The sequence below is a fragment of the Aggregatibacter sp. oral taxon 458 str. W10330 genome, assembly GCF_000466335.1.
GTDB lineage: Bacteria > Pseudomonadota > Gammaproteobacteria > Enterobacterales > Pasteurellaceae > Aggregatibacter.
The window spans coordinates 13,597-36,502 of the sequence record NZ_KE952593.1 but is presented as its reverse complement, the minus strand read 5'-3'; the positions used below and the strand labels follow the sequence as shown (position 1 = coordinate 36,502).

At 43.4% G+C, this 22,906-nt stretch carries 20 protein-coding genes and 3 tRNA genes; 14 read left to right on the top strand and 9 right to left on the bottom strand.

Annotated features, from left to right (window positions below; translation table 11 throughout):
- Positions 1-11: 11 nt before the first annotated feature.
- The gene (asnS, locus tag HMPREF9065_RS08610; RefSeq protein WP_021615267.1) at positions 12-1,415 is read right to left on the bottom strand and encodes an asparagine--tRNA ligase; all 1,404 of its coding nucleotides are present in this window, start codon (positions 1,413-1,415) and stop codon (positions 12-14) included.
- A 306-nt stretch (positions 1,416-1,721) separates the two neighbouring features.
- On the opposite strand from asnS, the gene bioD reads away from it, so the two are divergent.
- The gene (gene bioD, locus HMPREF9065_RS08615; RefSeq protein ID WP_033002351.1) at positions 1,722-2,450 is read left to right on the top strand and encodes a dethiobiotin synthase; all 729 of its coding nucleotides are present in this window, start codon (positions 1,722-1,724) and stop codon (positions 2,448-2,450) included.
- 165 nt (positions 2,451-2,615) lie between these two features.
- On the opposite strand, the gene pyk is transcribed toward bioD, so the two are convergent.
- Positions 2,616-4,055, bottom strand: coding sequence for a pyruvate kinase (gene pyk / locus HMPREF9065_RS08620; RefSeq protein ID WP_033002350.1), 1,440 nt, complete (start codon positions 4,053-4,055; stop codon positions 2,616-2,618).
- A gap of 308 nt (positions 4,056-4,363) precedes the next feature.
- Between pyk and rnd the strand changes: the two genes are divergently transcribed.
- Positions 4,364-5,515 carry a ribonuclease D gene (gene rnd, locus HMPREF9065_RS08625; RefSeq protein WP_021615264.1) on the top strand — a complete coding sequence of 384 codons (1,152 nt, stop codon included), beginning with the start codon at positions 4,364-4,366 and terminating at the stop codon, positions 5,513-5,515.
- A 58-nt stretch (positions 5,516-5,573) separates the two neighbouring features.
- Here the strand turns inward: rnd and metF are convergent, their stop codons facing one another.
- Positions 5,574-6,458, bottom strand: coding sequence for a methylenetetrahydrofolate reductase (metF, locus tag HMPREF9065_RS08630; RefSeq protein WP_021615263.1), 885 nt, complete (start codon positions 6,456-6,458; stop codon positions 5,574-5,576).
- Positions 6,459-6,751: 293 nt separating this feature from the next.
- Here metF and HMPREF9065_RS08635 point away from each other — a divergent pair.
- The 11 genes from HMPREF9065_RS08635 (at position 6,752) to hfq (ending at position 15,958) form a co-directional block, all read left to right on the top strand.
- Positions 6,752-6,827, top strand: a tRNA-Gly gene (locus HMPREF9065_RS08635).
- Between the two features lies 1 nt (position 6,828).
- A tRNA-Leu gene (locus tag HMPREF9065_RS08640) sits at positions 6,829-6,915 on the top strand.
- A 50-nt stretch (positions 6,916-6,965) separates the two neighbouring features.
- Positions 6,966-7,041: transfer RNA gene (locus tag HMPREF9065_RS08645), tRNA-Lys, on the top strand.
- A 236-nt stretch (positions 7,042-7,277) separates the two neighbouring features.
- Complete coding sequence (locus HMPREF9065_RS08650; protein WP_021615262.1) at positions 7,278-7,544, top strand: oxaloacetate decarboxylase subunit gamma; 267 nt, start codon at positions 7,278-7,280, stop codon at positions 7,542-7,544.
- Between the two features lie 16 nt (positions 7,545-7,560).
- A complete protein-coding gene (gene oadA, locus HMPREF9065_RS08655) occupies positions 7,561-9,351 on the top strand; it encodes a sodium-extruding oxaloacetate decarboxylase subunit alpha (protein WP_021615261.1) in 1,791 nt (596 codons plus the stop codon).
- 10 nt (positions 9,352-9,361) lie between these two features.
- Positions 9,362-10,666, top strand: coding sequence for a sodium ion-translocating decarboxylase subunit beta (locus HMPREF9065_RS08660; protein ID WP_021615260.1), 1,305 nt, complete (start codon positions 9,362-9,364; stop codon positions 10,664-10,666).
- Between the two features lie 265 nt (positions 10,667-10,931).
- Positions 10,932-11,408 carry a tRNA (adenosine(37)-N6)-threonylcarbamoyltransferase complex ATPase subunit type 1 TsaE gene (gene tsaE / locus HMPREF9065_RS08665; RefSeq protein ID WP_021615258.1) on the top strand — a complete coding sequence of 159 codons (477 nt, stop codon included), beginning with the start codon at positions 10,932-10,934 and terminating at the stop codon, positions 11,406-11,408.
- Between the two features lie 14 nt (positions 11,409-11,422).
- Positions 11,423-12,760 (top strand): N-acetylmuramoyl-L-alanine amidase, encoded by a 1,338-nt coding sequence (locus HMPREF9065_RS08670; RefSeq protein ID WP_021615257.1) that lies wholly within the window; start codon positions 11,423-11,425, stop codon positions 12,758-12,760.
- The gene (mutL, locus tag HMPREF9065_RS08675; RefSeq protein ID WP_021615256.1) at positions 12,760-14,607 is read left to right on the top strand and encodes a DNA mismatch repair endonuclease MutL; all 1,848 of its coding nucleotides are present in this window, start codon (positions 12,760-12,762) and stop codon (positions 14,605-14,607) included. Before HMPREF9065_RS08670 ends, mutL begins: the two co-directional genes overlap by 1 nt.
- Positions 14,608-14,609: 2 nt before the next feature.
- Complete coding sequence (gene miaA / locus HMPREF9065_RS08680; protein ID WP_021615255.1) at positions 14,610-15,554, top strand: tRNA (adenosine(37)-N6)-dimethylallyltransferase MiaA; 945 nt, start codon at positions 14,610-14,612, stop codon at positions 15,552-15,554.
- Positions 15,555-15,670: 116 nt separating this feature from the next.
- Positions 15,671-15,958: an RNA chaperone Hfq gene (gene hfq, locus HMPREF9065_RS08685; protein WP_021615254.1), complete on the top strand. Its 288-nt coding sequence runs from the start codon at positions 15,671-15,673 to the stop codon at positions 15,956-15,958.
- Between the two features lie 159 nt (positions 15,959-16,117).
- On the opposite strand, the gene HMPREF9065_RS08690 is transcribed toward hfq, so the two are convergent.
- The 6 genes from HMPREF9065_RS08690 to HMPREF9065_RS08710 form a co-directional block, all read right to left on the bottom strand.
- Positions 16,118-17,089: a sigma 54-interacting transcriptional regulator gene (locus HMPREF9065_RS08690; RefSeq protein WP_021615253.1), complete on the bottom strand. Its 972-nt coding sequence runs from the start codon at positions 17,087-17,089 to the stop codon at positions 16,118-16,120.
- 96 nt (positions 17,090-17,185) lie between these two features.
- Positions 17,186-18,280 carry a TIGR01620 family protein gene (locus tag HMPREF9065_RS08695; protein WP_021615252.1) on the bottom strand — a complete coding sequence of 365 codons (1,095 nt, stop codon included), beginning with the start codon at positions 18,278-18,280 and terminating at the stop codon, positions 17,186-17,188.
- A 10-nt stretch (positions 18,281-18,290) separates the two neighbouring features.
- A complete protein-coding gene (locus HMPREF9065_RS08700; protein ID WP_021615251.1) occupies positions 18,291-19,697 on the bottom strand; it encodes a YcjX family protein in 1,407 nt (468 codons plus the stop codon).
- Positions 19,698-19,884: 187 nt separating this feature from the next.
- Positions 19,885-20,610, bottom strand: coding sequence for a substrate-binding domain-containing protein (locus tag HMPREF9065_RS08705; RefSeq protein ID WP_021615250.1), 726 nt, complete (start codon positions 20,608-20,610; stop codon positions 19,885-19,887).
- Positions 20,611-20,717: 107 nt separating this feature from the next.
- The gene (locus tag HMPREF9065_RS09675) at positions 20,718-20,963 is read right to left on the bottom strand and encodes an ABC transporter ATP-binding protein (protein ID WP_021615249.1); all 246 of its coding nucleotides are present in this window, start codon (positions 20,961-20,963) and stop codon (positions 20,718-20,720) included.
- 117 nt (positions 20,964-21,080) lie between these two features.
- Entirely contained in the window at positions 21,081-22,052 is a 972-nt protein-coding gene (locus HMPREF9065_RS08710) for an oxidoreductase (RefSeq protein ID WP_021615248.1), read from the bottom strand.
- A gap of 59 nt (positions 22,053-22,111) precedes the next feature.
- On the opposite strand from HMPREF9065_RS08710, the gene ybaK reads away from it, so the two are divergent.
- A complete protein-coding gene (gene ybaK, locus HMPREF9065_RS08715) occupies positions 22,112-22,591 on the top strand; it encodes a Cys-tRNA(Pro) deacylase (RefSeq protein ID WP_021615247.1) in 480 nt (159 codons plus the stop codon).
- The last annotated feature ends 315 nt before the right edge of the window (positions 22,592-22,906 follow it).

Sequence of the window (22,906 nt, the reverse complement as noted above, 5' to 3'; positions counted from 1 at the left end):
TCTTTTTAGAATTAGAAGTTTGCGTTGCGTGGTGCACGTGGGAATGGAATCACATCACGAATGTTTTGCAACCCTGTCACATAAACAATGAGACGTTCAAAACCTAAACCAAAGCCGGAATGCGGCACGGTACCATAACGGCGTAAATCGCGGTACCACCAATAATCTTCAGGGTTTAAGCCCATTTCTTCCATCCGTTTATCTAGCACATCTAAACGTTCTTCACGTTGTGAACCACCAATGATTTCACCGATTCCCGGAGCCAACACATCCATCGCTGCAACGGTTTTTCCGTCATCGTTTAAACGCATATAGAAGGCTTTGATGTCTTTCGGATAGTTTTTCACTACAACAGGCGATTTGAAATATTCTTCCGCTAAATAGCGTTCGTGCTCGGAAGAAAGGTCGATTCCCCAAGAAACCGGGAATTCAAAAGTTTTGCCGGATTTCAATAAAATCTCAATCGCATCGGTGTAATCTACTTGGGCAAAATCGGAATGAATGAAACGTTCCAAACGATTAATGACATCACCATCAACATGTTTAGCAAAGAATTCCAAATCATCACGACGCTCAGTTAACACCGCACGGAAAACATATTTCAACATATCTTCGGCAAGTTTTGCGTTGTCGGCGAGCGTTGCGAAAGCCACTTCCGGTTCAATCATCCAGAATTCTGCTAAGTGACGGGTTGTGTTGGAATTTTCAGCGCGGAACGTTGGGCCAAACGTATAGATTTTACTTAATGCACAAGCGTAAGTTTCACCGTTTAATTGACCGGATACGGTTAAGAATGATTCTTTACCAAAGAAATCTTGGCTAAAATCCACCGCACCTTTATCTGTACGTGGCAAGTTTTCTAAATCTAACGTAGAAACGCGGAACATTTCGCCCGCACCTTCTGTATCGGAAGCGGTGATTAACGGCGTTGCCACCCAATAGAAACCTTGCTCGTGGAAGAAGCGATGAATGGCTTGCGCCAAGCAGTGACGTACACGCGCAACAGCACCAATGATATTGGTTCGAGGACGTAGATGCGCAACTTCACGTAAATATTCAATGGAATGACGTTTTGCTGCCATTGGATAGGTTTCCGGATCTTCGACCCAGCCGGTAACTTCCACCTTCTCTGCTTGTAACTCAACGGCTTGACCTTCAGCCGGCGATTCAACCACTGTCCCTGTTACAATGACGGAACAACCGGTAGTTAAACGCAATACTTCAGATTCATAATTAACGATATCATTGTTTACGATGGCTTGGATGGGGGCAAAGCAAGAACCGTCATAAACAGCAAGGAAAGATAGACCGGCTTTGGAATCGCGACGGGTGCGTACCCAACCGCGTACAGTCACTTTTTCGCCAATTGCGATTTTGCCCTGTAGCACATCTACAATTGATGCAATTTTTGTCATATATACCTCAAATTTAATCCATTTTTCTATAACTGCACTAGTTTACCTTAAGTTAGAAAATTTACCAAAATCTATTGATGCTTTTATTTTTAAGGCAATATAGATGGCAGACACATCTCATTTGAATCAAAATCCTTCCTGATTAATCCGTATTTATTTTGATGACATAAAAGCATGAATAATCGGGATATCTTCATGCATTTTATGCAAAAAGATCGATAAATTTATTAAATATTGTTTTATCTCAAAATAACATCACCCTTTTTCATCTAGAATCTCACGACTAAAGTAGAAAAGAGGATGATGATGAGTAGTTTTTTTATCACAGGAACAGATACGAATGTTGGCAAAACGATTGTAACACGTGCAATCATGCAAGCTTTACAAAAAGCGGGCATTCAAGTCGTTGGGTACAAGCCAATTGCATTCGGGCAAGATGAACCGATATATTCGCTGAAGTCTTTGCAGGAAGAAAGTGACTATGAAACGAAAGATAATTCTGATGTTCTAACGTTGATGAATAGCACAAGCGAAAATGTTACCTATGAAGAAGTCAATAGTTACACGTTCTTGCATACGATCCCTATTTTAACAGAAGAAAGTCAACGAGTTAAAATCGAGAAGCTGAATGCAGATTTGGCACGGCTATCCGCCAAATATTCTTCGGTTGCTGTCGAAGGGGCTTTCGGTTGGTTGACGCCCATTAATAAAGACTATAGCTTTGCCAACTGGGTTGCTGAACACAATATGCCAACTATTGTCGTGGTGGGAATTAAAGAAGGCTGTATTAATCATGCCTTATTGACTGTGCAATCAATACTTAGCAAGAATCTGCCATTATTGGGATGGGTTGCAAATCGAATTAACCCCGGCCTCGGTCATTATGCTGAAATTATTGAAACGTTAAAACAAAAAATAGATGCGCCATTGCTCGGTGAAATTGCCTATATTCATCGACCTGAAGAACAAGATTTAAGCCATTTTATTACAGGGCTTGACCGATTGACGTATATGCGAACAGAATGGGTCGCATAAAAGCGATAAACAGTATAAAACACGGTGAAGACCCAGTGTGGTAAAAAATCAAGCGTGGTAAAAAATTAAGCGCAGTGAACATTAAGTGCGGTGAAAATTAACTCTATTTAATCGATTTCATCAAAAATAGAAGGCTTAGTAAACTTACTAAGCCTTCTTTAACAATTACTCTACTGTCAGAATACGGCAGGTATTTGAACCGCTGTCTGCAAATTCTGCCCCTTGAGTTAATAACACTACATCCCCTGCCATTAAGAAGCCTTTATCTTTTAACAAGGAAATGGCTTTTTGCGCCCCTTCCATTGTGCGGCTGATGTCATCATAAAGCACCGGTGTTACACCGCGATATAACGCACATAAATTTAAGGTTTCTTGGTGACGAGATAACGCAAAAATAGGCAAACCGGAACTGATTCGAGACATTAGCAATGGCGTACGACCACTACTACTCATGGCAATAATAGCACTCACCCCTTTCATATGATTCGCTGCGAACATCGCCGACATTGCAATCGTTTCCTCAATATCATCAAATTCGACATTTATACGATGGTGTGACACGCTGGCTCCCGGCATTTTTTCTGCCCCTAAGCACACTTTTGCCATAGACGCCACCGTTTCCGCTGGATATTGACCAGCAGCCGTTTCCGCAGACAGCATAACTGCGTCAGTACCGTCTAATACGGCATTTGCCACGTCCATAACTTCTGCGCGGGTTGGCATTGGATTGCTAATCATCGATTCCATCATTTGTGTTGCAGTAATCACCACACGATTTAATTGACGAGAGCGACGAATCAATTTTTTCTGAACGGCGACTAATTCCGGATCACCGATTTCAACCCCTAAGTCCCCGCGGGCAACCATGATAACATCAGACGCTAAAATGATGTCATCCATCGCTTCATCGGTAGCTACCGCTTCGGCACGTTCTACTTTAGCAACGATTTTTGCATTTAAGCCGGCGTCTCTCGCTAATTGACGGGCATAATTTAAGTCCTCGCCGGAACGTGGGAAAGAAACGGCCAAATAATCCACCCCAATACGGGCAGCGGTGATAATATCGGCTTTATCTTTCTCAGTTAGTGCATCAGCTGATAAACCCCCACCTAATTTATTGATACCTTTATTATTTGATAAAGGTCCACCAACGGTTACCTCAGTGAAAACTTTTGCGCCTTCGGTGGATAACACTTTTAATTGAACGCGACCATCGTCTAATAAAAGAATATCGCCCGGTACGACATCTTGAGGTAAGGTTTTATAGTCTAAACCAACCACTTCTTGTGTTCCCTCACCTTTCGGTAACTCAGCATCTAAAACAAATTTGTCGCCGATATTTAAGAAAATTTTACCGTCTTTAAAGGTAGATACCCGAATTTTCGGGCCTTGTAAGTCACCTAAGATCGCAACCGTTTTTCCTAATTTCTTCGCAATTTCGCGTACTTTCTCAGCACGAGCAATATGGTCTTCCGGTGTCCCATGCGAGAAGTTCATGCGCACGACATTCGCCCCAGCGGCAATAATTTTTTCCAAATTGTTACCACGGTCGGTTGCCGGCCCCATAGTACATACAATTTTCGTTCTTCTGAGTCTTCTAGACATTAAAATTCTCCGTAACTATTTGTATTATAAAATTTTTATTAATATGTGCAATGACTTCATCATCACATAAAAAAACTGTGTCGCATTATACGCCTAAAATAAAATTAGATCGAGATCACATTTTAGAAATGACGTGGTTGATTTGCCCATAACATACCGCATTCTCATGATTACAGCACGGCAACATTGGCTACTTTTTATACAAAAAGAAAAGTTGACCTGACATAAATTCCACGCTAAGGTGCCCGCTCGAATTTCTCTCGACATGCTAAAATTGCTTAACCCTGACTTTATAATCGAATAGACATATGATTTCTCAACCCAAAGAATGCCAAAATCCACCGCACTTTAAACTCATTACTGAAGATAGCGCCTTGGCAGAGGTTTGCGCATTCGCTAGACAGCAAAGTGCGGTGGCTTTAGACACTGAATTTGTTCGCACCCGAACCCTTTACCCTCAGCTTGGCTTAGTTCAGCTCTACGCCGGTGATGAGGTAGCACTCATCGACCCAACAACGATTCAAGATTTTTCCCCTTTCATTGCCTTACTTGCCGATGACTACGTGACCAAAGTGTTACATGCCTGCGGAGAAGATCTGGAAGTTTTTCAACACACTTTCCAACAACTCCCCCAACCGATGTGTGATACCCAAGTAATGGCCAATTTTTTAGGCTTTGCGAATTCACCGGGATTTGCCACATTGGTGCAACATTATTTCCAAATTGAAATTGATAAAGGTGCTTCCCGCACCGATTGGTTGGCTCGTCCGTTATCAGATACCCAATTGCGCTATGCGGCAGCGGATGTATGGTATTTGTTGCCGTTATATCAACAAATGCAAGCCCAACTGGCACAAACCGAGTGGCAAAGTGCGGTCAAAAATGAATGTGAATTTTTGCTCAATAAACGCGCACACTCCGGGAAAGATCCTGACACCGCTTATTTTGCGATTCCAAATGCTTGGAAGCTCAATTCATTGGAATTAATGCGATTAAAAATTCTCGCTAAATGGCGTATGGAAGAAGCCATGAAACGGGATCTCGCGTTAAATTTCGTGGTGCGTTCAGAAAATTTATGGGCGGTGGCAAAATATAATCCGAAAAGCACCTCGGCATTGTTAGAACTGGGGTTGAGCACGTCAGAAGTGCGAATTCATGGTAAAAAACTCTTACAGTTGCTTGAACAGGTTAAGCGCATCAATCCCAAGGATTATCCCCCAATGATTCAGCGATTAACCGATGATCCGCGCTATAAAACGGCACTGAAAGCCTTGCAACAGAAACTCACGGAAATTACCCCTGAAAACTTACCGCAAGAGTTAATTGCAAGCCGACGTAGCTTAGAAAATTTAATGAAATGGTATTGGTTAAACGCCACCAAAGAGGATCTTCCAGAGTTATTACAAGGTTGGCGACAACCTTTCGGCGATGCGTTATTAAATGTACTGAAAACCCTTTAAATTGCGAGAAGTGGAAAGTAAAAGCGCCACTTAACTGCGGCGCTTTATTTAAGGAGACTTAGAGACTTGCCCGAACGCCTAAAAGATGGCAAATGGCGTAAGTTAATTCACTGCGGTTTAATGTGTAGAAGTGGAAATCGTTCACGCCTTCACGAGATAACACACGTACCATATCAATGGCAATGCTGGCGGCAACGAGATTGCGCGTAGTTTGATCGTCATCCAAGCCATCATACATTTTTGCCATCCAAGCCGGAATTTTGACGTTTGTAACAGACGTCATTTTTTGTAACTGTTTAAAATTTGTTACCGGCAAAATGCCCGGCACAATTTCCGTATCAATACCAATAGAAGCACAGCGGTCTCGGAAACGTAAATAACTATCTATATCAAAGAAAAATTGCGTAATCACATGGTTTGCGCCGGCATCAATCTTTCTTTTTAAGTTGATCAGGTCAGCTTGTGCTGATTTCGCCTCCGGATGCACTTCCGGATATGCCGCAACGGAAATGTCAAAATCGGCAACGGAACGTAATAACGCCACTAAATCTGAGGCATAGAAAGGCGGCTTGTTATAACCTGGAGGGATATCGCCACGTAATGCAACAATGCGACGAATGCCATTATCCCAATAATCCTTGGCAATGGCGCGTAACTCATCGGGTGTGGCATCAATGCCGGTTAAATGAGGCGCAGCCTCTAACCCTGTCTGCTGTTTAATATTTTTAACAACACTGTGAGTACGATCCCGTTCACCGGAGTTTGCGCCGTAAGTAACGGAGACAAACTTAGGTTTTAGCACTTTTAAACGATGAATCGATTCCCACAGAAGATTTTCCATCTTTTCATTTTTCGGCGGAAAAAATTCAAAGGAAACGTTAATCTTGCCATCCAAACTCGCTAAATGCTGGTTTAAATTATCAATTTCTTTTGCATAACTCATAAAAATCCCTTATTTATAGCCAAGAATAATACTTCCGTAAGTTAAACGGAAAGCGCATATGTGTCAATTTTAAATATTTTATTATTTTTATGAATTAAATTCATAAAAATAATAAGGATAATGTCATTTAAAAAAGATCATCTAAAGGAGTCATAAAAATTGTGCCTTTATTTCATAAATAGCATGAATTGAGTTTTTTTTAAGCAGTTGATTGAAATTTTAGAAATTTTATTTGACTCCCATTCATAAATGCGTAAAATGCGCCACGTTGTTTAGCGTTGCTAGATAATTATGCGGGAATAGCTCAGTTGGTAGAGCACGACCTTGCCAAGGTCGGGGTCGCGAGTTCGAGCCTCGTTTCCCGCTCCAAGCCCGAGTGGTGGAATCGGTAGACACAAGGGATTTAAAATCCCTCGCCTTTCGAGGCGTGCCAGTTCAAGTCTGGCCTCGGGCACCATTTTAAAGATTCTTTCTTTCCTTTCTTAAATGGTTACCTAATGTACATATGGGTCGTTAGCTCAGTCGGTAGAGCAGCGGACTTTTAATCCGTTGGTCGAAGGTTCGAATCCTTCACGACCCACCAAATTTACTCGTTCTGAATCTATTACTCAAGGCAATTTTTCCTAAATTAAAATACTTTAATGCGCACCATTGTCATTCCTTTAAATTTGCTCTAAGCGCATTATCCTCTCTCTCCCACTTGAAAAACACATAAAATTCCATCTTTCTTCAAGTCTCTAATTTATGATCTCAATCACAGTTTTGTTAAAACAATTCAGATAGAATAAAAATTCCATATTAAATATAAGGATATGACGAATGACTTCAGCAGAACTTTTCGGTGAAGGAATTAATCTGATGTTCTCAGGGATGGGCTTTGTATTGGTCTTTTTGCTCATTTTAATTTGGGCAATTGGACTCATGTCTAAACTTATCAACCGCTTTTTTCCCGAACCGCTCCCCTCACCAAAAACGCCTTCAAATGTTACCGCACTTTCTGCGGCACCTACTGACGATTTTGAGCGTTTGCGCCCTGTAATTGCAGCGGCTATCGCGCACCATCGCCGTACCCAACAGTTCAAATAAAAATAAGGATTTTACTATGACTAAAAAAATTAAAATGACCGAACTGGTGCTTCGTGATGCTCACCAATCGCTTTTCGCGACCCGTTTACGTCTCGATGACATGTTGCCGATCGCTCAAGAATTAGACAATATCGGCTATTGGTCGTTAGAAGCTTGGGGCGGCGCAACCTTTGACAGTTGTATTCGTTTTTTAGGGGAGGATCCGTGGGTACGTTTGCGTGAATTGAAAAAAGCCTGCCCGAAAACCCCGTTACAAATGCTGTTACGTGGTCAAAACCTCTTAGGTTATCGCCACTATGCCGACGACGTGGTAGAACGTTTCGTCGAACGTTGCGTAGCAAACGGTATGGACGTGTTCCGCGTATTTGATGCGCTCAACGACCCGCGTAATATGAAAGCGGCGTTGCAAGCCGTGCGTAAATTCGGCGGTCATGCACAAGGGACATTAAGTTACACCACCAGCCCGGTGCACACCATGCAAACTTGGCTTGATACCACCGAACAATTATTGGAAATCGGTATCGACAGCTTGGTGATTAAAGATATGTCAGGTATTTTGAACCCGATGGCGGCGGCAGACTTAGTGCGCGAAATCAAAAAACGTTTCGACGTGGAATTACATTTACACTGCCACTCGACTACCGGTATGGCTGAAATGGCGCTGTTAAAAGCCATTGAAGCAGGCGTAGATGGCATTGATACTGCAATTTCCTCTATGTCAGGCACCTACGGCCACCCGGCAACAGAATCCATGGTGGCAACCTTACAAGGCACTGAATATGACACCGGTTTGGATATTCCGCGTTTGGAAAAAATCGCTACCTATTTCCGTAATGTACGTAAAAAATACGCCAAATTTGAAGGTCAGCTACGCGGTGTAGATAGCCGTATTTTAGTGGCACAAGTACCGGGCGGCATGCTTACCAACTTGGAAAATCAATTAAAACAACAAAATGCTTCCGATAAATTGGATTTGGTTTTAGAAGAAATTCCACGCGTACGTAAAGACTTGGGTTACATTCCGCTTGTTACCCCAACCTCTCAAATTGTCGGCACACAATCCGTTATTAACGTGCTGACAGGCGAACGCTATAAAACCATCGCGAAAGAAACCGCAGGTATTTTAAAAGGTGAATACGGTAAAACGCCTGCACCGGTAGATAGCGCATTACAAGCTCGCGTATTAGAGGGTGCCGCTCCGGTGACTGACCGTCCTGCCGATCACATTGCGCCTGAAATGGCGAAAATTGAAGCGGAAGTTGCCGAACAAGCCAAGGCGAAAGACGTGAAGTTAGCAGACAATGCCGTGGACGATGCTTTAATCGTGGCGCTCTTCCCTCAAATAGCTTGGAAATTCTTAGAAAACCGCAACAACCCGGCTGCCTTTGAACCTGCACCAACTGGCAATGAAAGTGCGGTAGAAAATAAACCTGTTTCTAAAGCTGCACCTGCTGCTTCCGGTTCCGCCGTTTATACTGTGGAACTGGAAGGCAAAGCCTTTGTGGTGAAAGTCAGTGAAGGCGGCGACATTTCACACGTAGCCACAACCACAGCACCAGTTGCGCCACAAGCCGCGCCAGCGCCAACCAGTGGAGGCACACCGGTAACAGCGCCAATGGCGGGTAACATTTGGAAAGTCGTTGCAACAGAAGGTCAAACTGTCGCTGCAGGTGATGTGTTATTCATTCTTGAAGCCATGAAAATGGAAACAGAAGTCAAAGCGGCACAAGCCGGTACCGTGCGTGGTATTTGTGTCAAAGCCGGCGATGCCGTCGCGGTGGGTGATACCGTCATGAACCTCGTCTAAGGAGTTACCTATGGATAGCATTATTGCATTAATTCAGGGTATGGGACTGTTCCATTTGCAATGGGGACAAGCAGTGATGATCGCTATCAGCTTGCTCCTGTTGTGGCTTGCCATTGCACGCAAGTTTGAGCCATTGCTGTTGCTGCCTATCGGCTTTGGTGGATTGTTATCAAACATTCCTGAAGCCGGGCTTGCCATGACCGCATTGGAGAATTTGCTTCATCTTGGTTCACCGGAGCAAATTGCCGTCATTGCGGCGAAATTAGGTGTCGCCGCTGATCCGGCAGTCATTAAAACTGCACTTGCGACAGCGTCCGGCTCTACCGTAAATCAACTGGAAGCCTTGTCGATGGACATGGGCTACAGCGCCGGGATCTTGGCTGTGTTCTATAAAGTGGCTATCGGTTATGGCATTGCACCGTTAGTGATTTTCATGGGCGTAGGCGCGATGACAGACTTCGGCCCGTTATTGGCAAATCCGAAAACGTTACTGCTTGGTGCAGCAGCACAGTTCGGTATTTTCGCCACCGTACTCGGTGCATTGGCATTGAACTATTTCGGTATTATCGAATTCACGCTCCCACAAGCGGCATCCATCGGTATTATCGGTGGTGCGGACGGCCCGACTGCGATTTACCTCACCAGCAAACTCGCACCGGAATTGCTTGGTGCCATTGCTGTGGCGGCTTATTCCTACATGGCGTTAGTGCCATTGATTCAGCCACCGATCATGAAAGCCTTAACCACGGAAGAAGAACGCAAGATCCGTATGACACAAATGCGCCATGTGAGCAATCGTGAAAAAGTCTTGTTCCCGGTGATTTTGCTGTTGCTCGTTGGTTTGCTTTTACCGGATGCCGCCCCATTGCTCGGGATGTTCTGTTTCGGTAACCTCATGCGCGTCAGTGGTGTGGTAGAACGTTTAAGCGATACTACACAAAACGCCTTGATTAACATCGTCACCATCGTGCTTGGCTTGTCTGTGGGTTCCAAACTCATCGCCGATAAATTCCTACAACCGCAAACCTTGGGTATTTTGATTCTTGGCGTAATTGCTTTCGGGATCGGTACCGGCAGCGGTGTATTAATGGCGAAATTAATGAATAAATTCAGCAAAAACAAAATTAACCCACTCATTGGTTCTGCCGGTGTTTCTGCCGTCCCCATGGCAGCACGGGTTTCCAACAAAATCGGTCTGGAAGCAGATAACCAAAACTTCCTACTCATGCATGCCATGGGGCCGAACGTTGCCGGTGTGATTGGTTCCGCCATTGCCGCCGGGGTGATGCTGAAATATGTGGGTGGCATGATGTAGCATTGAAAATGCGGCAAAAAAGCACCGCACTTTAGGTTCATTCCAACTAAAAAAGCACGCTATTTTCTAGCGTGCTTTTTTCTTTCCCATCAATTCATTACAAAAAACAACCGCACTTTTATTGATGCACTTTCCTTTCAATACTTGGCATGATAGGTTTATTGCAACAAACCAAAGAAAAATCATTCACTTGTCGCCGGAAAACTACATAAATCAGTGAAAGTGCGGTACAATCTAGCCCTATTTTTTCCCAGTAAATACCGCCATGACAGAAAGATTTACGCAATACATTCCTCATGAAAATGCGATGTGCGCCTTTGGCAAGCAGCTTATCAATGCCATCTGCCGACTTCCTAGCCGGCAAAACGTTACGCTTTATTTAAACGGCGATCTTGGCGCAGGTAAAACCACCTTAAGCCGTGGCATGATTCAAGGATTAGGTTATTCGGGCAATGTGAAAAGCCCAACCTATACGTTAGTGGAGGAATATGCCATCGGCGAGAAAATCATTTACCACTTCGATTTGTATCGCTTGGCTGATCCGGAGGAATTGGAATTTATGGGCATTCGTGATTATTTCGCAGACAACACGATTTGCTTAATTGAATGGGCAGAAAAAGGGGCAGATCTTCTGTCTCCACCGGATTTGCTGGTTAATATTGGTTATGCAGAAAATGCACGAAATATCGAATTAGTCGCCCAATCTACAATGGGGCAACAAATCATCCAACAACTTACTTAGCAATGTTATAGCACATGAAAATCACAAATATGATGAGATTTATTCTGATATACGGTCTTCTTTTTTGGGCGACACTCGCCTCAGCTAATACTTGGACGATTGCCATCGATCCCGGTCATGGTGGCAAAGATCCCGGTGCTATCGGGCGTAACCTCAAAATTTATGAAAAAAATGTCACGCTATCTATCGCCAAGGAACTCAAAGCCTTGTTGGATAAAGATCCCTCGTTCCGTGCAGTATTAACCCGCAACGGTGATTACTATATTTCGGTGCCGGAACGTTCGGAAATCGCACGAAAATACAAAGCCAATTATTTGGTGTCAATTCACGCCGACTCTTCCGAAGCATCCAATTTACGAGGCGCTTCCGTGTGGGTGTTGTCGAATCGTCGCGCCAACGATGAAATGGGACAATGGTTGGAAGATCATGAAAAACGCTCAGAATTATTAGGCGGTGCAGGTCGCGTATTAGCCTCCCACAATGAAAAGTATTTAGATCAAACGGTGTTGGATCTGCAATTTGGTCACAGTCAACGTGTCGGCTATGAATTAGGTAGCATTGTTTTGCGCCATTTTTCCCAGATCGCCTCGCTAAATCGTGCAACACCACGCCATGCCAGCCTTGGTGTTTTACGTTCACCGGACATTCCGTCTATTTTGGTGGAAACCGGTTTTTTATCGAATTCAGAAGAAGAACTCAAGCTCAGCACCTCCGCCTATCGCAAACAAATTGCCAAAGCGATTTATAACGGTTTAGTGGAATACCGTCGTAAGCACTTCAGAAATGAACCGAGAATCGTTGAGGAGAGCAAGGAAAAAACATCAGAAAAATCCACCGCACTTGAAAACAAAACCGCTGACATTAACGCACCGGACATTCAAGATAGCGGCATTCGTCATAAAGTTAAGGATGGAGAGGCATTGAGTAAGCTTGCCGAAAAATATCACGTCTCCGCTAAAGCGATTTTGGCGTTAAATCAATTAAAGCGGAAAGAACTCTTGGTGGGCGAAACCCTTAAAATTCCTGCAACCGCCAAACCGGAAGCCGAGAATAAAAAAGCACCGACAAATAAAACAGAGTCAACGAATAAACGCGCACAAGGAAAAGACATAAAAAATTCACGTGCGGCGGCTGATAAAGCCACTAAAACGTCCGAAAACAACCCGCCGGATATGAAAAAAGCCATGCCGAAATATCATATTGTCAAGCAAGATGAAACCCTTTACGCCATTGCCCGTGAATATAATATTTCACCCAATAAGCTGTTGAAATTAAACCCGAAATTAAAAGACGGCAAAGTATTCAGCGGACAAAAAATCCAACTGCTCGACGATAGTTCAGGGAAGAAATAATGGCCATCCGTATTTTATCGCCACAATTAGCCAACCAAATTGCTGCCGGAGAAGTGGTAGAACGCCCTGCTTCAGTAGTAAAAGAATTGGTGGAAAACAGCTTAGATGCCGGTGCCGATAAAATTCAAATTGATATTGAAAACGGGGGCGCAAGCCTTATTCGGATTCGCGACAACGGCATTGGCATCGCCAAGGAAGAATTGGCTTTAGCGCTTGCCCGCCACGCCACCAGTAAAATCGCCGATCTTGCCGATTTGGAAGCCATTTTAAGTTTGGGTTTTCGTGGTGAAGCCCTTGCCAGTATCAGTTCCGTTTCCCGTTTAACCCTCACCTCTCGTACAGCAGAACAAAACGAAGCTTGGCAGGTATACGCCCAAGGCCGCGACATGGAAACGACTATTCAACCGGCATCTCATCCTGTGGGAACGACAGTTGAGGTGGCAAATTTATTTTTTAACACGCCCGCCCGTCGCAAATTTTTACGTTCCGAGAAAACCGAATTTTCTCATATTGATGAAGTTATTCGTCGTATTGCGTTGGCGAAATTTAATATCAGTTTTACCCTCACGCATAATGGCAAAGTATTACGCCAATACAAAAGTGCGGTCACGAATGAACAAAAATTAAAACGTGTTGCGGCAATTTGTGGCGATGATTTTATTCAAAATGCGTTGCAAATTGATTGGAAACACGATGATCTCCATTTGTCCGGTTGGGTCGCTACGCCCCACTTTCATCGTCCGCAAAATGACTTAAATTATTGTTATGTGAATGGGCGGATGGTTCGCGATAAAATCATTACCCACGCCATTCGACAAGCCTATGCCGATTATTTAACCAATGATCAGTACCCTGCTTTTGTGCTGTTTATTGATCTTAATCCCAATGATGTTGATGTGAACGTGCATCCCACCAAACATGAAGTGCGTTTCCAGCAATCTCGTTTGGTACATGATTTCATCACCCAAGGCATCAGCAATGCGTTGGCTTCTGAACCTATGTCTTTGAATACGTCTTCAACAGAATATGGCGTGGAAGAACCTGCCGGTGTGTGGGAAGTTTCAACGCAGACAAAACCTAATCGTTCGGCTGCGGGACAAAATATATTTGCACAACCAGCGACTTATTCCGCCAATGCTTACTCGGAAAACAGATATCACGAATCACCAAAACAGCGGCAAAATCCACCGCACTTTTATGGTGGTTCGTCCCCTCGCGAACCGATAACATCGAAGGTACTCGAAGCGCATAACGCGTTGTGGATGTCTTCGGAAAAACACGTGCAAACCAACGTAACCGAAGTCAAAAAGCCAAATACCAATTTCTTGCACGCACTTGCATTAATCCAACATGAAGCCTTGTTGTTACAGCAAGAACAACGTTTTTACTTATTATCGCTCGCGCGTTTACAACAGCTCAAACAAACATTGAATTTAACCTTAGCGCCAACCTCTCAACCATTGTTAATTCCAATTATTTTCCGTTTATCGGATGCACAATGGCAGGCATGGCATCAACAAAAAGCCTTTTTCGAGCAAATCGGCTTTGTGTTTATGGAAGAAGCGGCGCAACATAAAATCACGTTACAAAAAGTATCGGCACATTTGCGCCAACAAAACTTACAGCACATGATTGTGTCGTTATTAAATCAATCTTTCGAAAATTTACCTGAATTTTTGACCGCACTTTTGGCACCTTTAGCCTCAACGCCAATCACCGTGCTTGCCGATGCGGTAAATTTACTGACTGAAACAGAACAGTTACTCGCGAAACAGCAGCAAATTCGCCTGTTAGATTTACTGGTAGAAATTGACTGGCAGCCTTATTTAACTCAATTAACCCGCTAACTATGCAGCATTCAGAACACAAACCTTTAGCGATTTTTTTAATGGGGCCTACTGCCTCCGGCAAAACGGATTTGGCGATCCAGTTGCGCCAACAATTGCCCGTGGAAGTTATCAGCGTCGATTCTGCCCTGATTTATCGCGGCATGGACATTGGCACGGCGAAACCCTCAAAAGCCGAACTGGCACTGGCACCTCATCGTTTAATTGATATTTGTGATCCGGCAGAAAGTTATTCTGCGGCAAATTTTCGCACAGATGCTTTACGCGAAATGCAAGAGATTAGCGCACAAGGCAAAATCCCCTTATTGGTGGGCGGCACGATGTTGTATTACAAAGCCTTATTGGAAGGTCTGTCGCCCCTACCCTCCGCAGACGAAAAAGTGCGGTCGGAAATTGAGGCAAAAGCAGCACTTATTGGTTGGGCCGGATTACATCAAGAACTCAGTAAAATCGATCCGATTTCAGCACAACGCATTAACCCGAATGACTCTCAACGGATTAATCGCGCATTAGAAGTCTTTTATTTAACTGGTAAGACCTTAACGGAATTAACGGCACAAAGAGGCGAAGCCTTGCCGTATGACATTCTACAATTTGCGATTGCCCCGGAACAACGAGAGGTCTTACATCTTCGAATTGAGCAACGTTTTCACAAAATGATTGAACTTGGTTTTCAGCAAGAGGTCGAAAAATTGTACCGTCGTCCCGACTTAAACGAAAACCTACCGTCTATTCGCTGTGTGGGTTATCGCCAAATGTGGGAATATTTACGCGGTGATTATGACCACGATGAGATGGTTTTTCGTGGTATCTGCGCCACCCGCCAATTAGCAAAACGCCAGATAACTTGGCTACGTGGTTGGACATCACCGATTCAATGGTTGGATAGTTTGCAACCGGCTCAAGCCCTTGAAAAAGTATTAACATCGGTTTCAACGAAAGCGTAAAACAGGCATCGTGCCTAGTGACTTTCAATATAATTGTTGCTATATTGATTCGCGGAGGCATACAGCTTGCTGTATTGTTTTAATTCATCATTTTTTACAAAAAGAAGGAAAGAAAAATGGCAAAAGGACAATCTCTACAAGATCCTTACTTGAATGCATTACGTCGCGAACGTATTCCTGTTTCAATTTATTTAGTCAACGGTATCAAATTACAAGGGCAAATCGAATCGTTTGACCAATTCGTGATTTTGTTGAAAAACACGGTAAATCAAATGGTTTATAAACACGCAATTTCAACTGTTGTGCCGGCACGGACGGTAGGACATCATAACACCGCACCACAGCAACCAAGCCAACAAGCGCCTTCTTCTGTAGAAACCAACACGGATGCGCCAGCAGAATAATTAAATAGTATAGAACTGCATTAAACGGCATCAGACTGTGTTAACTTAAACTAAAAATGCGGTGAATTCTTAACGTGTTCACTGCATTTTTTCTTTCAGCCTTACGCCAATCTCCGCCTCTCCTATCGGATCATTCCATTCACAACTTCAGGCAACCGACTACGATTTTCCAATACCGTATTGACGTAATTTATTGGCAATTGCCGTATGAGATACCCCCAAGCGAGTGGCCAGTTTTCTGGAACTGGGATATTTTGCATAAAATTTATGAAGTACCGCTGCCTCAAAACGCCCAACCATCTCATCTAACGTACTGCCTTCTGTGATAAATTCATCAATAAACGACGCTGTCTCCTGCCCATGGGAATTTTGTGGCGCTAGTCCTAAATCCTCAATCTTCAACCGGTTGTTTTGGCATAAAGAACAGGCACGATATAAGGCATTATAAAGCTCACGAAGATTGCCCGGCCAAGGATAGTCTTGTAAATATCGCAAGAGATGCTCATCTAAGTGCGGTGGAAAAATGCCGAGTTTTTCACTAATTTCTTGAATGAATTGATGGCTTAACAGCGCAATATCTTCCTGACGCTCACGCAGCAAAGGCAACGTTAAACTCAACACATTCAACCGATGAAACAAATCATTGCGCATTTTGCCTTGTTCGACATAATGTTGTAACGGCTGTTGCGCCGTACAAATCGCACGAACATTCGCATAATGTTCCTCTTCCTCACCCACACGACGAAACGTGCCATCACTCAAAAAACGTAACAGTTTTGCCTGCAAGGTCAACGGCAATTCCTCTACCCCATCCAACAATACCGTACCGCCATCGGCATATTCAAAAAAACCGATAAACTCACCGTCTTTATTGCGCCGCCCAAACATTTCCGTTTCAGCATCTTCCCCCGGAATGCCGGCACAATTCACTGCCAAAAAGGTATGATCACGTCGTTCACTAAAATCATGACACGCCTTTGCGATCACCTCTTTGCCCGTACCGGTTTCGCCTTGAATGAGCAAAGGAGCATCCAGCAAAGCAAACTTTTTCGCTTTCTCAATCACCTCTTGCATTCGTGGATTTTGGCTGACAATTTGTGCAAAAGGATCGGTATTTTTTGAAGTTGTCATATACGTCTCGGAAGTTGAAAAACGGCCTAATAATAACCTGATGAAGAAAAATCGCCAACGCCTTTGGCAAGATTTATTGACAGCTTAGGCAATGGTTTACACGTTCTCTTTTTGCTTAAATTTAACTTGATCTAAGACTGTGCTACTTAAATGACTGAGCAATTCTTTATGCAATTGTGATAACCGCGGCTTCTCACCGGATTGAAATGCCAGCGGGCGGCAAAATTCCATGGCTTTAATACCTAAACGCGCGGTCAATATGCCCACGCCAATCCCTTGTGCGGCACGCGCTGACAATTTCGCCGTCAGATCTTGCGATAACCAATTCACGCCTAAATCCTGAATCAATTCCGTTGCCCCAGCAAACGCCATATTCACCAAGACCATGCGCAATAAGCGAATGCGACTAAAATAGCCCAATTCAATGCCATAAATCTGAGCAATTTGATTAATTAAACGAATATTGCGCCAAGCGATGAAGAAAATATCCACCAACGCCAACGGACTAATTGCCACCAACGCTGCCGATTCCGTCGAGGCTTTGGTGATCAATTTTTTGGCTTGTTTATCCACAGGCTGTAGCACATTTTGACTAAATAAATGCAAAATCTCACGGGCGGAATAGGCTTCATGAATTTGTTTTTGCCATTGCATAAAATCAGGGTTTTGCCTATCAATATGAACTAATTTGCTCACTTCTTGGCATAAGCTGACCGCCTGTTGATGTTCGGCAGATGAAAAAACATCTTTAAAATCGACCGCACTTTTCAGCAACTGTTGGCTTTGTGTTTGGATTTCTGCCCGATGGCGTAATTTCGCCAAACGCCGCCATTCGCCGACAATCGCCGAGATGCCGAGTAAAATGACGGCACAAGCGACCAAGGAAAAGGCAAAATAAATCCATTGATTTTGTTGCCAGGCATCCACCAGCCATTGTACCGATTGCGCCACAGAGGCAACAAAAAATAAGAGACTCACGCCACCTAATATTTTTTTCCACCAACGCGGTTTCGGTTGCAGACTTTGTTCAAATTGTTGTTCTAACAATTCGCCTTCAAAAATCCCATTCTCATTCTCTGTGTCAGGTACTGCCTGCGCTTCGTGAAATTCCTGTTTGGCGATAAATGCCGATTGCGCATTGAGATCCTCATTCATATCGCTTTCATTTTGTGTAAACACTTTTTTCTCCACGACCTGCCTCCTACAATTTATCGCCCAACAAAAATTGCAACACCGCATCCATTCGCAAGTGCGGTATATTTTCACCTTGTTCTAAACGGCGTGGTTCAAATTGGTCGAATTCAAATTTTTGATTTTGCCAAAAATCGGCACTCGGCAATCGTCCCGGCACACTGCCCGGATAAAGTGTCACTTTCTGCTTATCAGAAGAACGAATGCCTTGCAGCGCTTTAAATGATTGACCGTTTTGATTCACCACCACTTGTTGTGTCGCACGGATAGATGCAATTGCGGTGTAATCCGTCACAATATCGGCAAATTCGACATAACGCCCGCCTTCTTGCACTAACTGACGCATCAAGCCAATTAAATTCGGCAGTTGGTCTGTAGTGATATGATCCGCCTTGGTGGCAATAAACATCAATTTATCAATTTTCGGCGAAAAAAGACGATTTAAAAGATGCCGTTTGCCATAATGAAAATTGCGAAAGAGCTGATGTAGCGCCTGTTGCATATCGCTAAAAGCTTGTCGGCTATGATTTAACGGTGTTAAGCAATCCGCCAAAATAACTTGTCGATCAAAGGTCTCAAAATAATTTTCGTAAAACCCTTTTACAATATGCTGACGATAATACTCATAGCGTTTAGTCAACACAGCAAAATAACTGTCACTTTTCGCCTCACGCTTTAGCTGTTGCCATTGTGACGCACTCAAATGCAATAATGGGAAGAATTGCAAGGCAGGCGCCCCCTCAAGCTCACCGGGTAACACAAAGCGTCCCGGCTGAATAAAATGCAACCCTTGTTTCTTACATTGCCACAAATAATCGGTGTAATCTTTAGCAAGTTGCGCCAAAATGTCTTCATCTGCGGCATCAGTCAGCTGAATTTTGGCCACTTTCGTTAACCAAGACTGCGCCAACGCTGCGTGTGTGCCGTTAAGTTGTCGTTGTAATTCCAACGACCATTCTTCAAACCCTAAATCCAATAAGGGCAAATCCAACAACCATTCACCGGGATAATCAAAAATATCTAAATATAACGTACCTTTTTCTTTCAAATGACGCAGCAAGCCATCACTTCGTTGATAACGAATTGCCAAGCGAGTTTCACTCACGCCACGGGTAGATTGCGGCCAAATCGGTGGGTCTTGAGACAAGGCATTCAAATTTCCTTCATAATCAAAACGCGGGATCGATAAATCTAATTGCGGCACTCGTTGTACCGCCAGAATTCGGTGTTGACGGGCAGCATCAAAGAGTGGCAAATGCCCGTTATCTACTCGATTAATGTGTAACATTTGATTCATTAAACTAGTAATAAACGCCGTTTTACCACTTCGACTTAACCCCGTCACGGCAATGCGTAAGGTCCGATCCAAACCGCGATTAACCAGCTCGTTTAATTCTTTTTGCAGATGATTTAGCATACTCGTCTTCTTAATATATGACGTCAATAATGGGAGACATTATACCGAAAAAATGAAGATGGGCTTAATTTGCTTGGAAATAAAAGAAAAGTGCGGTCAAAACAAGAGAATTTTGAGAAGGGTTTGCTCGCGACGTATGAAGCGAATAAATCACATAAGCGATTTATGCATCATTTTCGTTACGTTTTTATTCTGCCAAAAATCCATGTTGATACATAATGCGTTTTGCCGTATCTGACATTAAAAACTGAAAAAATAAACGGGTAATCACATTCTCACTCAGTTGCGCGGCAGAATATGTCGCCTTGATATTAAATTCGGGTGGGAAATGATGAAAACGCAGATTCTCATTTGCTAATTTGCACATATAGTTGGCGTAACCAATCATCATGTCAGCATGATTATTCTGTAAGACATACTTGGAAGCAATTTCACCTTTAGGAATCACTACGGCACTATTTTCACCGCCGACCAACGGCATAGCACGCTGTTTTAATAAACTACCGGAAACGGGATAGGCTTGTTCTAACAGTTCAAACAGGTGCCAAGTGTAATCCCCGCAAGGATCCGCAATAGGCGTGGAGGTTGCCAAACGCAAGGATTCATCAAACAAAATATCTAATGTATCGCGGTGTTGATAATGTTCGGTATTTAAGGTGGTAAGAATCAGTTGATTAAAGGCGAGGATTTGCTGGTTATAAATACATTTCGTAGCAGATAGGATGTTAATATTTTGCAAATTAGCACTAATAAAAATATCACAGTATTCATCGGCTTCCAGGCGTTGTCGCAACAACCCCGCCGGCGCTAAATGTAAATGAACCTCCACCGGGTTTTTCTGCTTGAAAATCGTCACGAGCTCATTTAAAACATGACGAAAACTGCCTGCGCTAAAAATCGTTAAATTCAACATTTTTTGATCCTATGAAAGCCACTTAATACGCTATCGTACACGGGGACAAAATGCGTAAATTCATGGTTTTGATAGTGTGCTTCCTGCACCAACATGGGTAAATGAAATCACTGTGTCAAATTCTCTGCCGTCAACACATCATCAGTTTGACCAAATAACAGGTTTTGCTTATTCATTAACAAAACTTTATTCGCCACGGCAACCACATGATTCAGTTGATGCATTGTCAATATGACCGTTAATCTATGTTCTTTCACCCACTGTTGCAATAACGATAACACAGTATTTTGATTCGCTAAATCCAAAGCAGAGGTCGGCTCATCCAATGGCATTAATTTGCATTCGGAAGCCATGGTATTTTAGTTGAACGATAACATTACTTAAAAAATAAAGTGGTCGATAGACTAAACTACTTTATCACAGGCGAAGAAATTTCAAACGCGTGAGAAAACAACCGCACTTAATTTCAATCAATACCCTTTTTGATACACCAATCCAGCCAATTTCACACCTAATAGGGCAATATCAAAGCGTTGTTCGTCTGCCACTAACCAGAATTGAACGCCATTTTCCACTGCTGTAAGCCCGCCGATATGTAACTTGGCGGCTTCCCCGGCTTCTGCTTCGCCGTTGGTTACCGGTGTGAATAATTGGGTTTCATTGAAATCCACCAACGCATTGTCTTGCCATGCGCTGATTTGTGATTGCATATCCAATTCATAGTCGGATAACAATGTCACTGTTTGCGCTATGCCATAAAACACCGGCACTTGTACTTGATGGAAGATCACATTTCGCAATTGCGGGAAGATTTTTTCCACTTGCGTCGCCAAATTTACGGCGTATTTTGTCGATGGAAACACATCAAAAGCTAAACGTTGCTGTTCTTCGTCAAGCGGAATGCCGTTTAATAACTGCGCCGTTTGACCGGCAAGTTTTGAGACGGTTTCACTGTTAATATAGGAAGCCGGTAATAATGACGTAACTAACACTTGTGATAGGTTTGCATCACGTGCTAATTGTGACACGGAGAAAATGAATTGGGTTACTTGCGGATCAGGCAACGAAACAATGTTACGTTGTAGTGAAGTCAGCTGTTCGTTATTAACACTTGGTACGATCACCGGCACATCATTTAACGTGGCGCATACGCCGTTCAAGTCAATCACCATGCACCCTGCACTCGCGGCTTTGGCAATGTGTGTCGCGTGCGCTAATTCGCCAGCGAAAAAAACGTAATCAAAATCCGACCATTCGGTTTCATCTAACGCAATTTGTGCCACGCTTTTATTATTAAAACGAATGCCTTGTTCTTCGGCAAAAGGGAAAAGTTCCACGACGGATACCTTTTCAATTTCTAAACAACTCTGCTCTAATGCTTCTGCTAACTTCTCGCATAAATCAAATTCGGCGACGAGGGCGACATTTAATCTTGTACTCATTTTTCTCTCCGCAGTAAAATAAAAGGCTACATTCTACTGAATTATCACAAGGAAATACAATGACGCCGGCAATTGACTTACTGAAAAAGCACAACGTTCCTTTTACCCTACATCACTACGATCACGATCCTGACAATACCCATTTTGGCGATGAGGCCGCCGAAAAACTTGGTATTAACCCAGACCAATCCTTCAAAACCTTACTGGTTGCCGAAAACGGTGATCAGAAAAAACTGGCTTGTTTCGTGTTGCCGACCAGCCATATGTTAAGCTTAAAAAAAGCCGCCAAAGCCTTAGGCGTGAAAAAAGTCGATATGGCAGACAAAGATGCCGCCCAGAAAAGCACGGGTTACTTGGTGGGCGGTATCAGCCCATTAGGGCAAAAGAAACGCGTCGCCACCGTGATTGAACAATCCGCCCTCAATTTTGACACAATTTTTGTCTCCGGCGGCAAACGCGGATTAAGCGTAGAACTCGCACCACAAGATTTGGCAAAAATAGTCAATGCACCGTTTCTTGACATTCTGGATGAAAAATAAAGTGCGGTCATTTTTTATAGAACCGTAGCGTGCAACTTGTTACACGAAATGAATAACGCGCTTGACGGTTGATAATACGTTGGTTGAAAAAATACCTTCAAAAATCACCGCACTTTAGTTCGTTCCGTGCTTGATTCTGTCGTGCATCAAGATGCACGCTACGCAGGAAATCATAAATCGTAGCGTGCAACTTGTTGCACGAAATGAATAACGCGCTTGACGGTTGATAATACGTTGGTTGAAAAAATACCTCCCAAAATCACCGCACTTTATTTCGTTCCGTGCTTGGTTTGGTCGTGCATCAAGATGCACGCT

What these genes read in the sequence shown, in the direction of transcription:
- HMPREF9065_RS08710 (WP_021615248.1), bottom strand. Translation starts at nt 22,052, where the DNA reads ATGAGTACAAGATTAAATGTCGCCCTCGTCGCCGAATTTGATTTATGC.
- HMPREF9065_RS08705 (WP_021615250.1), bottom strand. Translation starts at nt 20,610, where the DNA reads ATGTTGAATTTAACGATTTTTAGCGCAGGCAGTTTTCGTCATGTTTTA.
- asnS (WP_021615267.1), bottom strand. Translation starts at nt 1,415, where the DNA reads ATGACAAAAATTGCATCAATTGTAGATGTGCTACAGGGCAAAATCGCA.
- HMPREF9065_RS08690 (WP_021615253.1), bottom strand. Translation starts at nt 17,089, where the DNA reads ATGACAACTTCAAAAAATACCGATCCTTTTGCACAAATTGTCAGCCAA.
- HMPREF9065_RS08670 (WP_021615257.1), top strand. Translation starts at nt 11,423, where the DNA reads ATGAAAATCACAAATATGATGAGATTTATTCTGATATACGGTCTTCTT.
- tsaE (WP_021615258.1), top strand. Translation starts at nt 10,932, where the DNA reads ATGACAGAAAGATTTACGCAATACATTCCTCATGAAAATGCGATGTGC.
- HMPREF9065_RS08650 (WP_021615262.1), top strand. Translation starts at nt 7,278, where the DNA reads ATGACTTCAGCAGAACTTTTCGGTGAAGGAATTAATCTGATGTTCTCA.
- rnd (WP_021615264.1), top strand. Translation starts at nt 4,364, where the DNA reads ATGATTTCTCAACCCAAAGAATGCCAAAATCCACCGCACTTTAAACTC.
- HMPREF9065_RS08660 (WP_021615260.1), top strand. Translation starts at nt 9,362, where the DNA reads ATGGATAGCATTATTGCATTAATTCAGGGTATGGGACTGTTCCATTTG.
- pyk (WP_033002350.1), bottom strand. Translation starts at nt 4,055, where the DNA reads ATGTCTAGAAGACTCAGAAGAACGAAAATTGTATGTACTATGGGGCCG.
- bioD (WP_033002351.1), top strand. Translation starts at nt 1,722, where the DNA reads ATGAGTAGTTTTTTTATCACAGGAACAGATACGAATGTTGGCAAAACG.
- HMPREF9065_RS09675 (WP_021615249.1), bottom strand. Translation starts at nt 20,963, where the DNA reads ATGGCTTCCGAATGCAAATTAATGCCATTGGATGAGCCGACCTCTGCT.
- HMPREF9065_RS08700 (WP_021615251.1), bottom strand. Translation starts at nt 19,697, where the DNA reads ATGCTAAATCATCTGCAAAAAGAATTAAACGAGCTGGTTAATCGCGGT.
- mutL (WP_021615256.1), top strand. Translation starts at nt 12,760, where the DNA reads ATGGCCATCCGTATTTTATCGCCACAATTAGCCAACCAAATTGCTGCC.
- oadA (WP_021615261.1), top strand. Translation starts at nt 7,561, where the DNA reads ATGACTAAAAAAATTAAAATGACCGAACTGGTGCTTCGTGATGCTCAC.
- ybaK (WP_021615247.1), top strand. Translation starts at nt 22,112, where the DNA reads ATGACGCCGGCAATTGACTTACTGAAAAAGCACAACGTTCCTTTTACC.
- hfq (WP_021615254.1), top strand. Translation starts at nt 15,671, where the DNA reads ATGGCAAAAGGACAATCTCTACAAGATCCTTACTTGAATGCATTACGT.
- miaA (WP_021615255.1), top strand. Translation starts at nt 14,610, where the DNA reads ATGCAGCATTCAGAACACAAACCTTTAGCGATTTTTTTAATGGGGCCT.
- metF (WP_021615263.1), bottom strand. Translation starts at nt 6,458, where the DNA reads ATGAGTTATGCAAAAGAAATTGATAATTTAAACCAGCATTTAGCGAGT.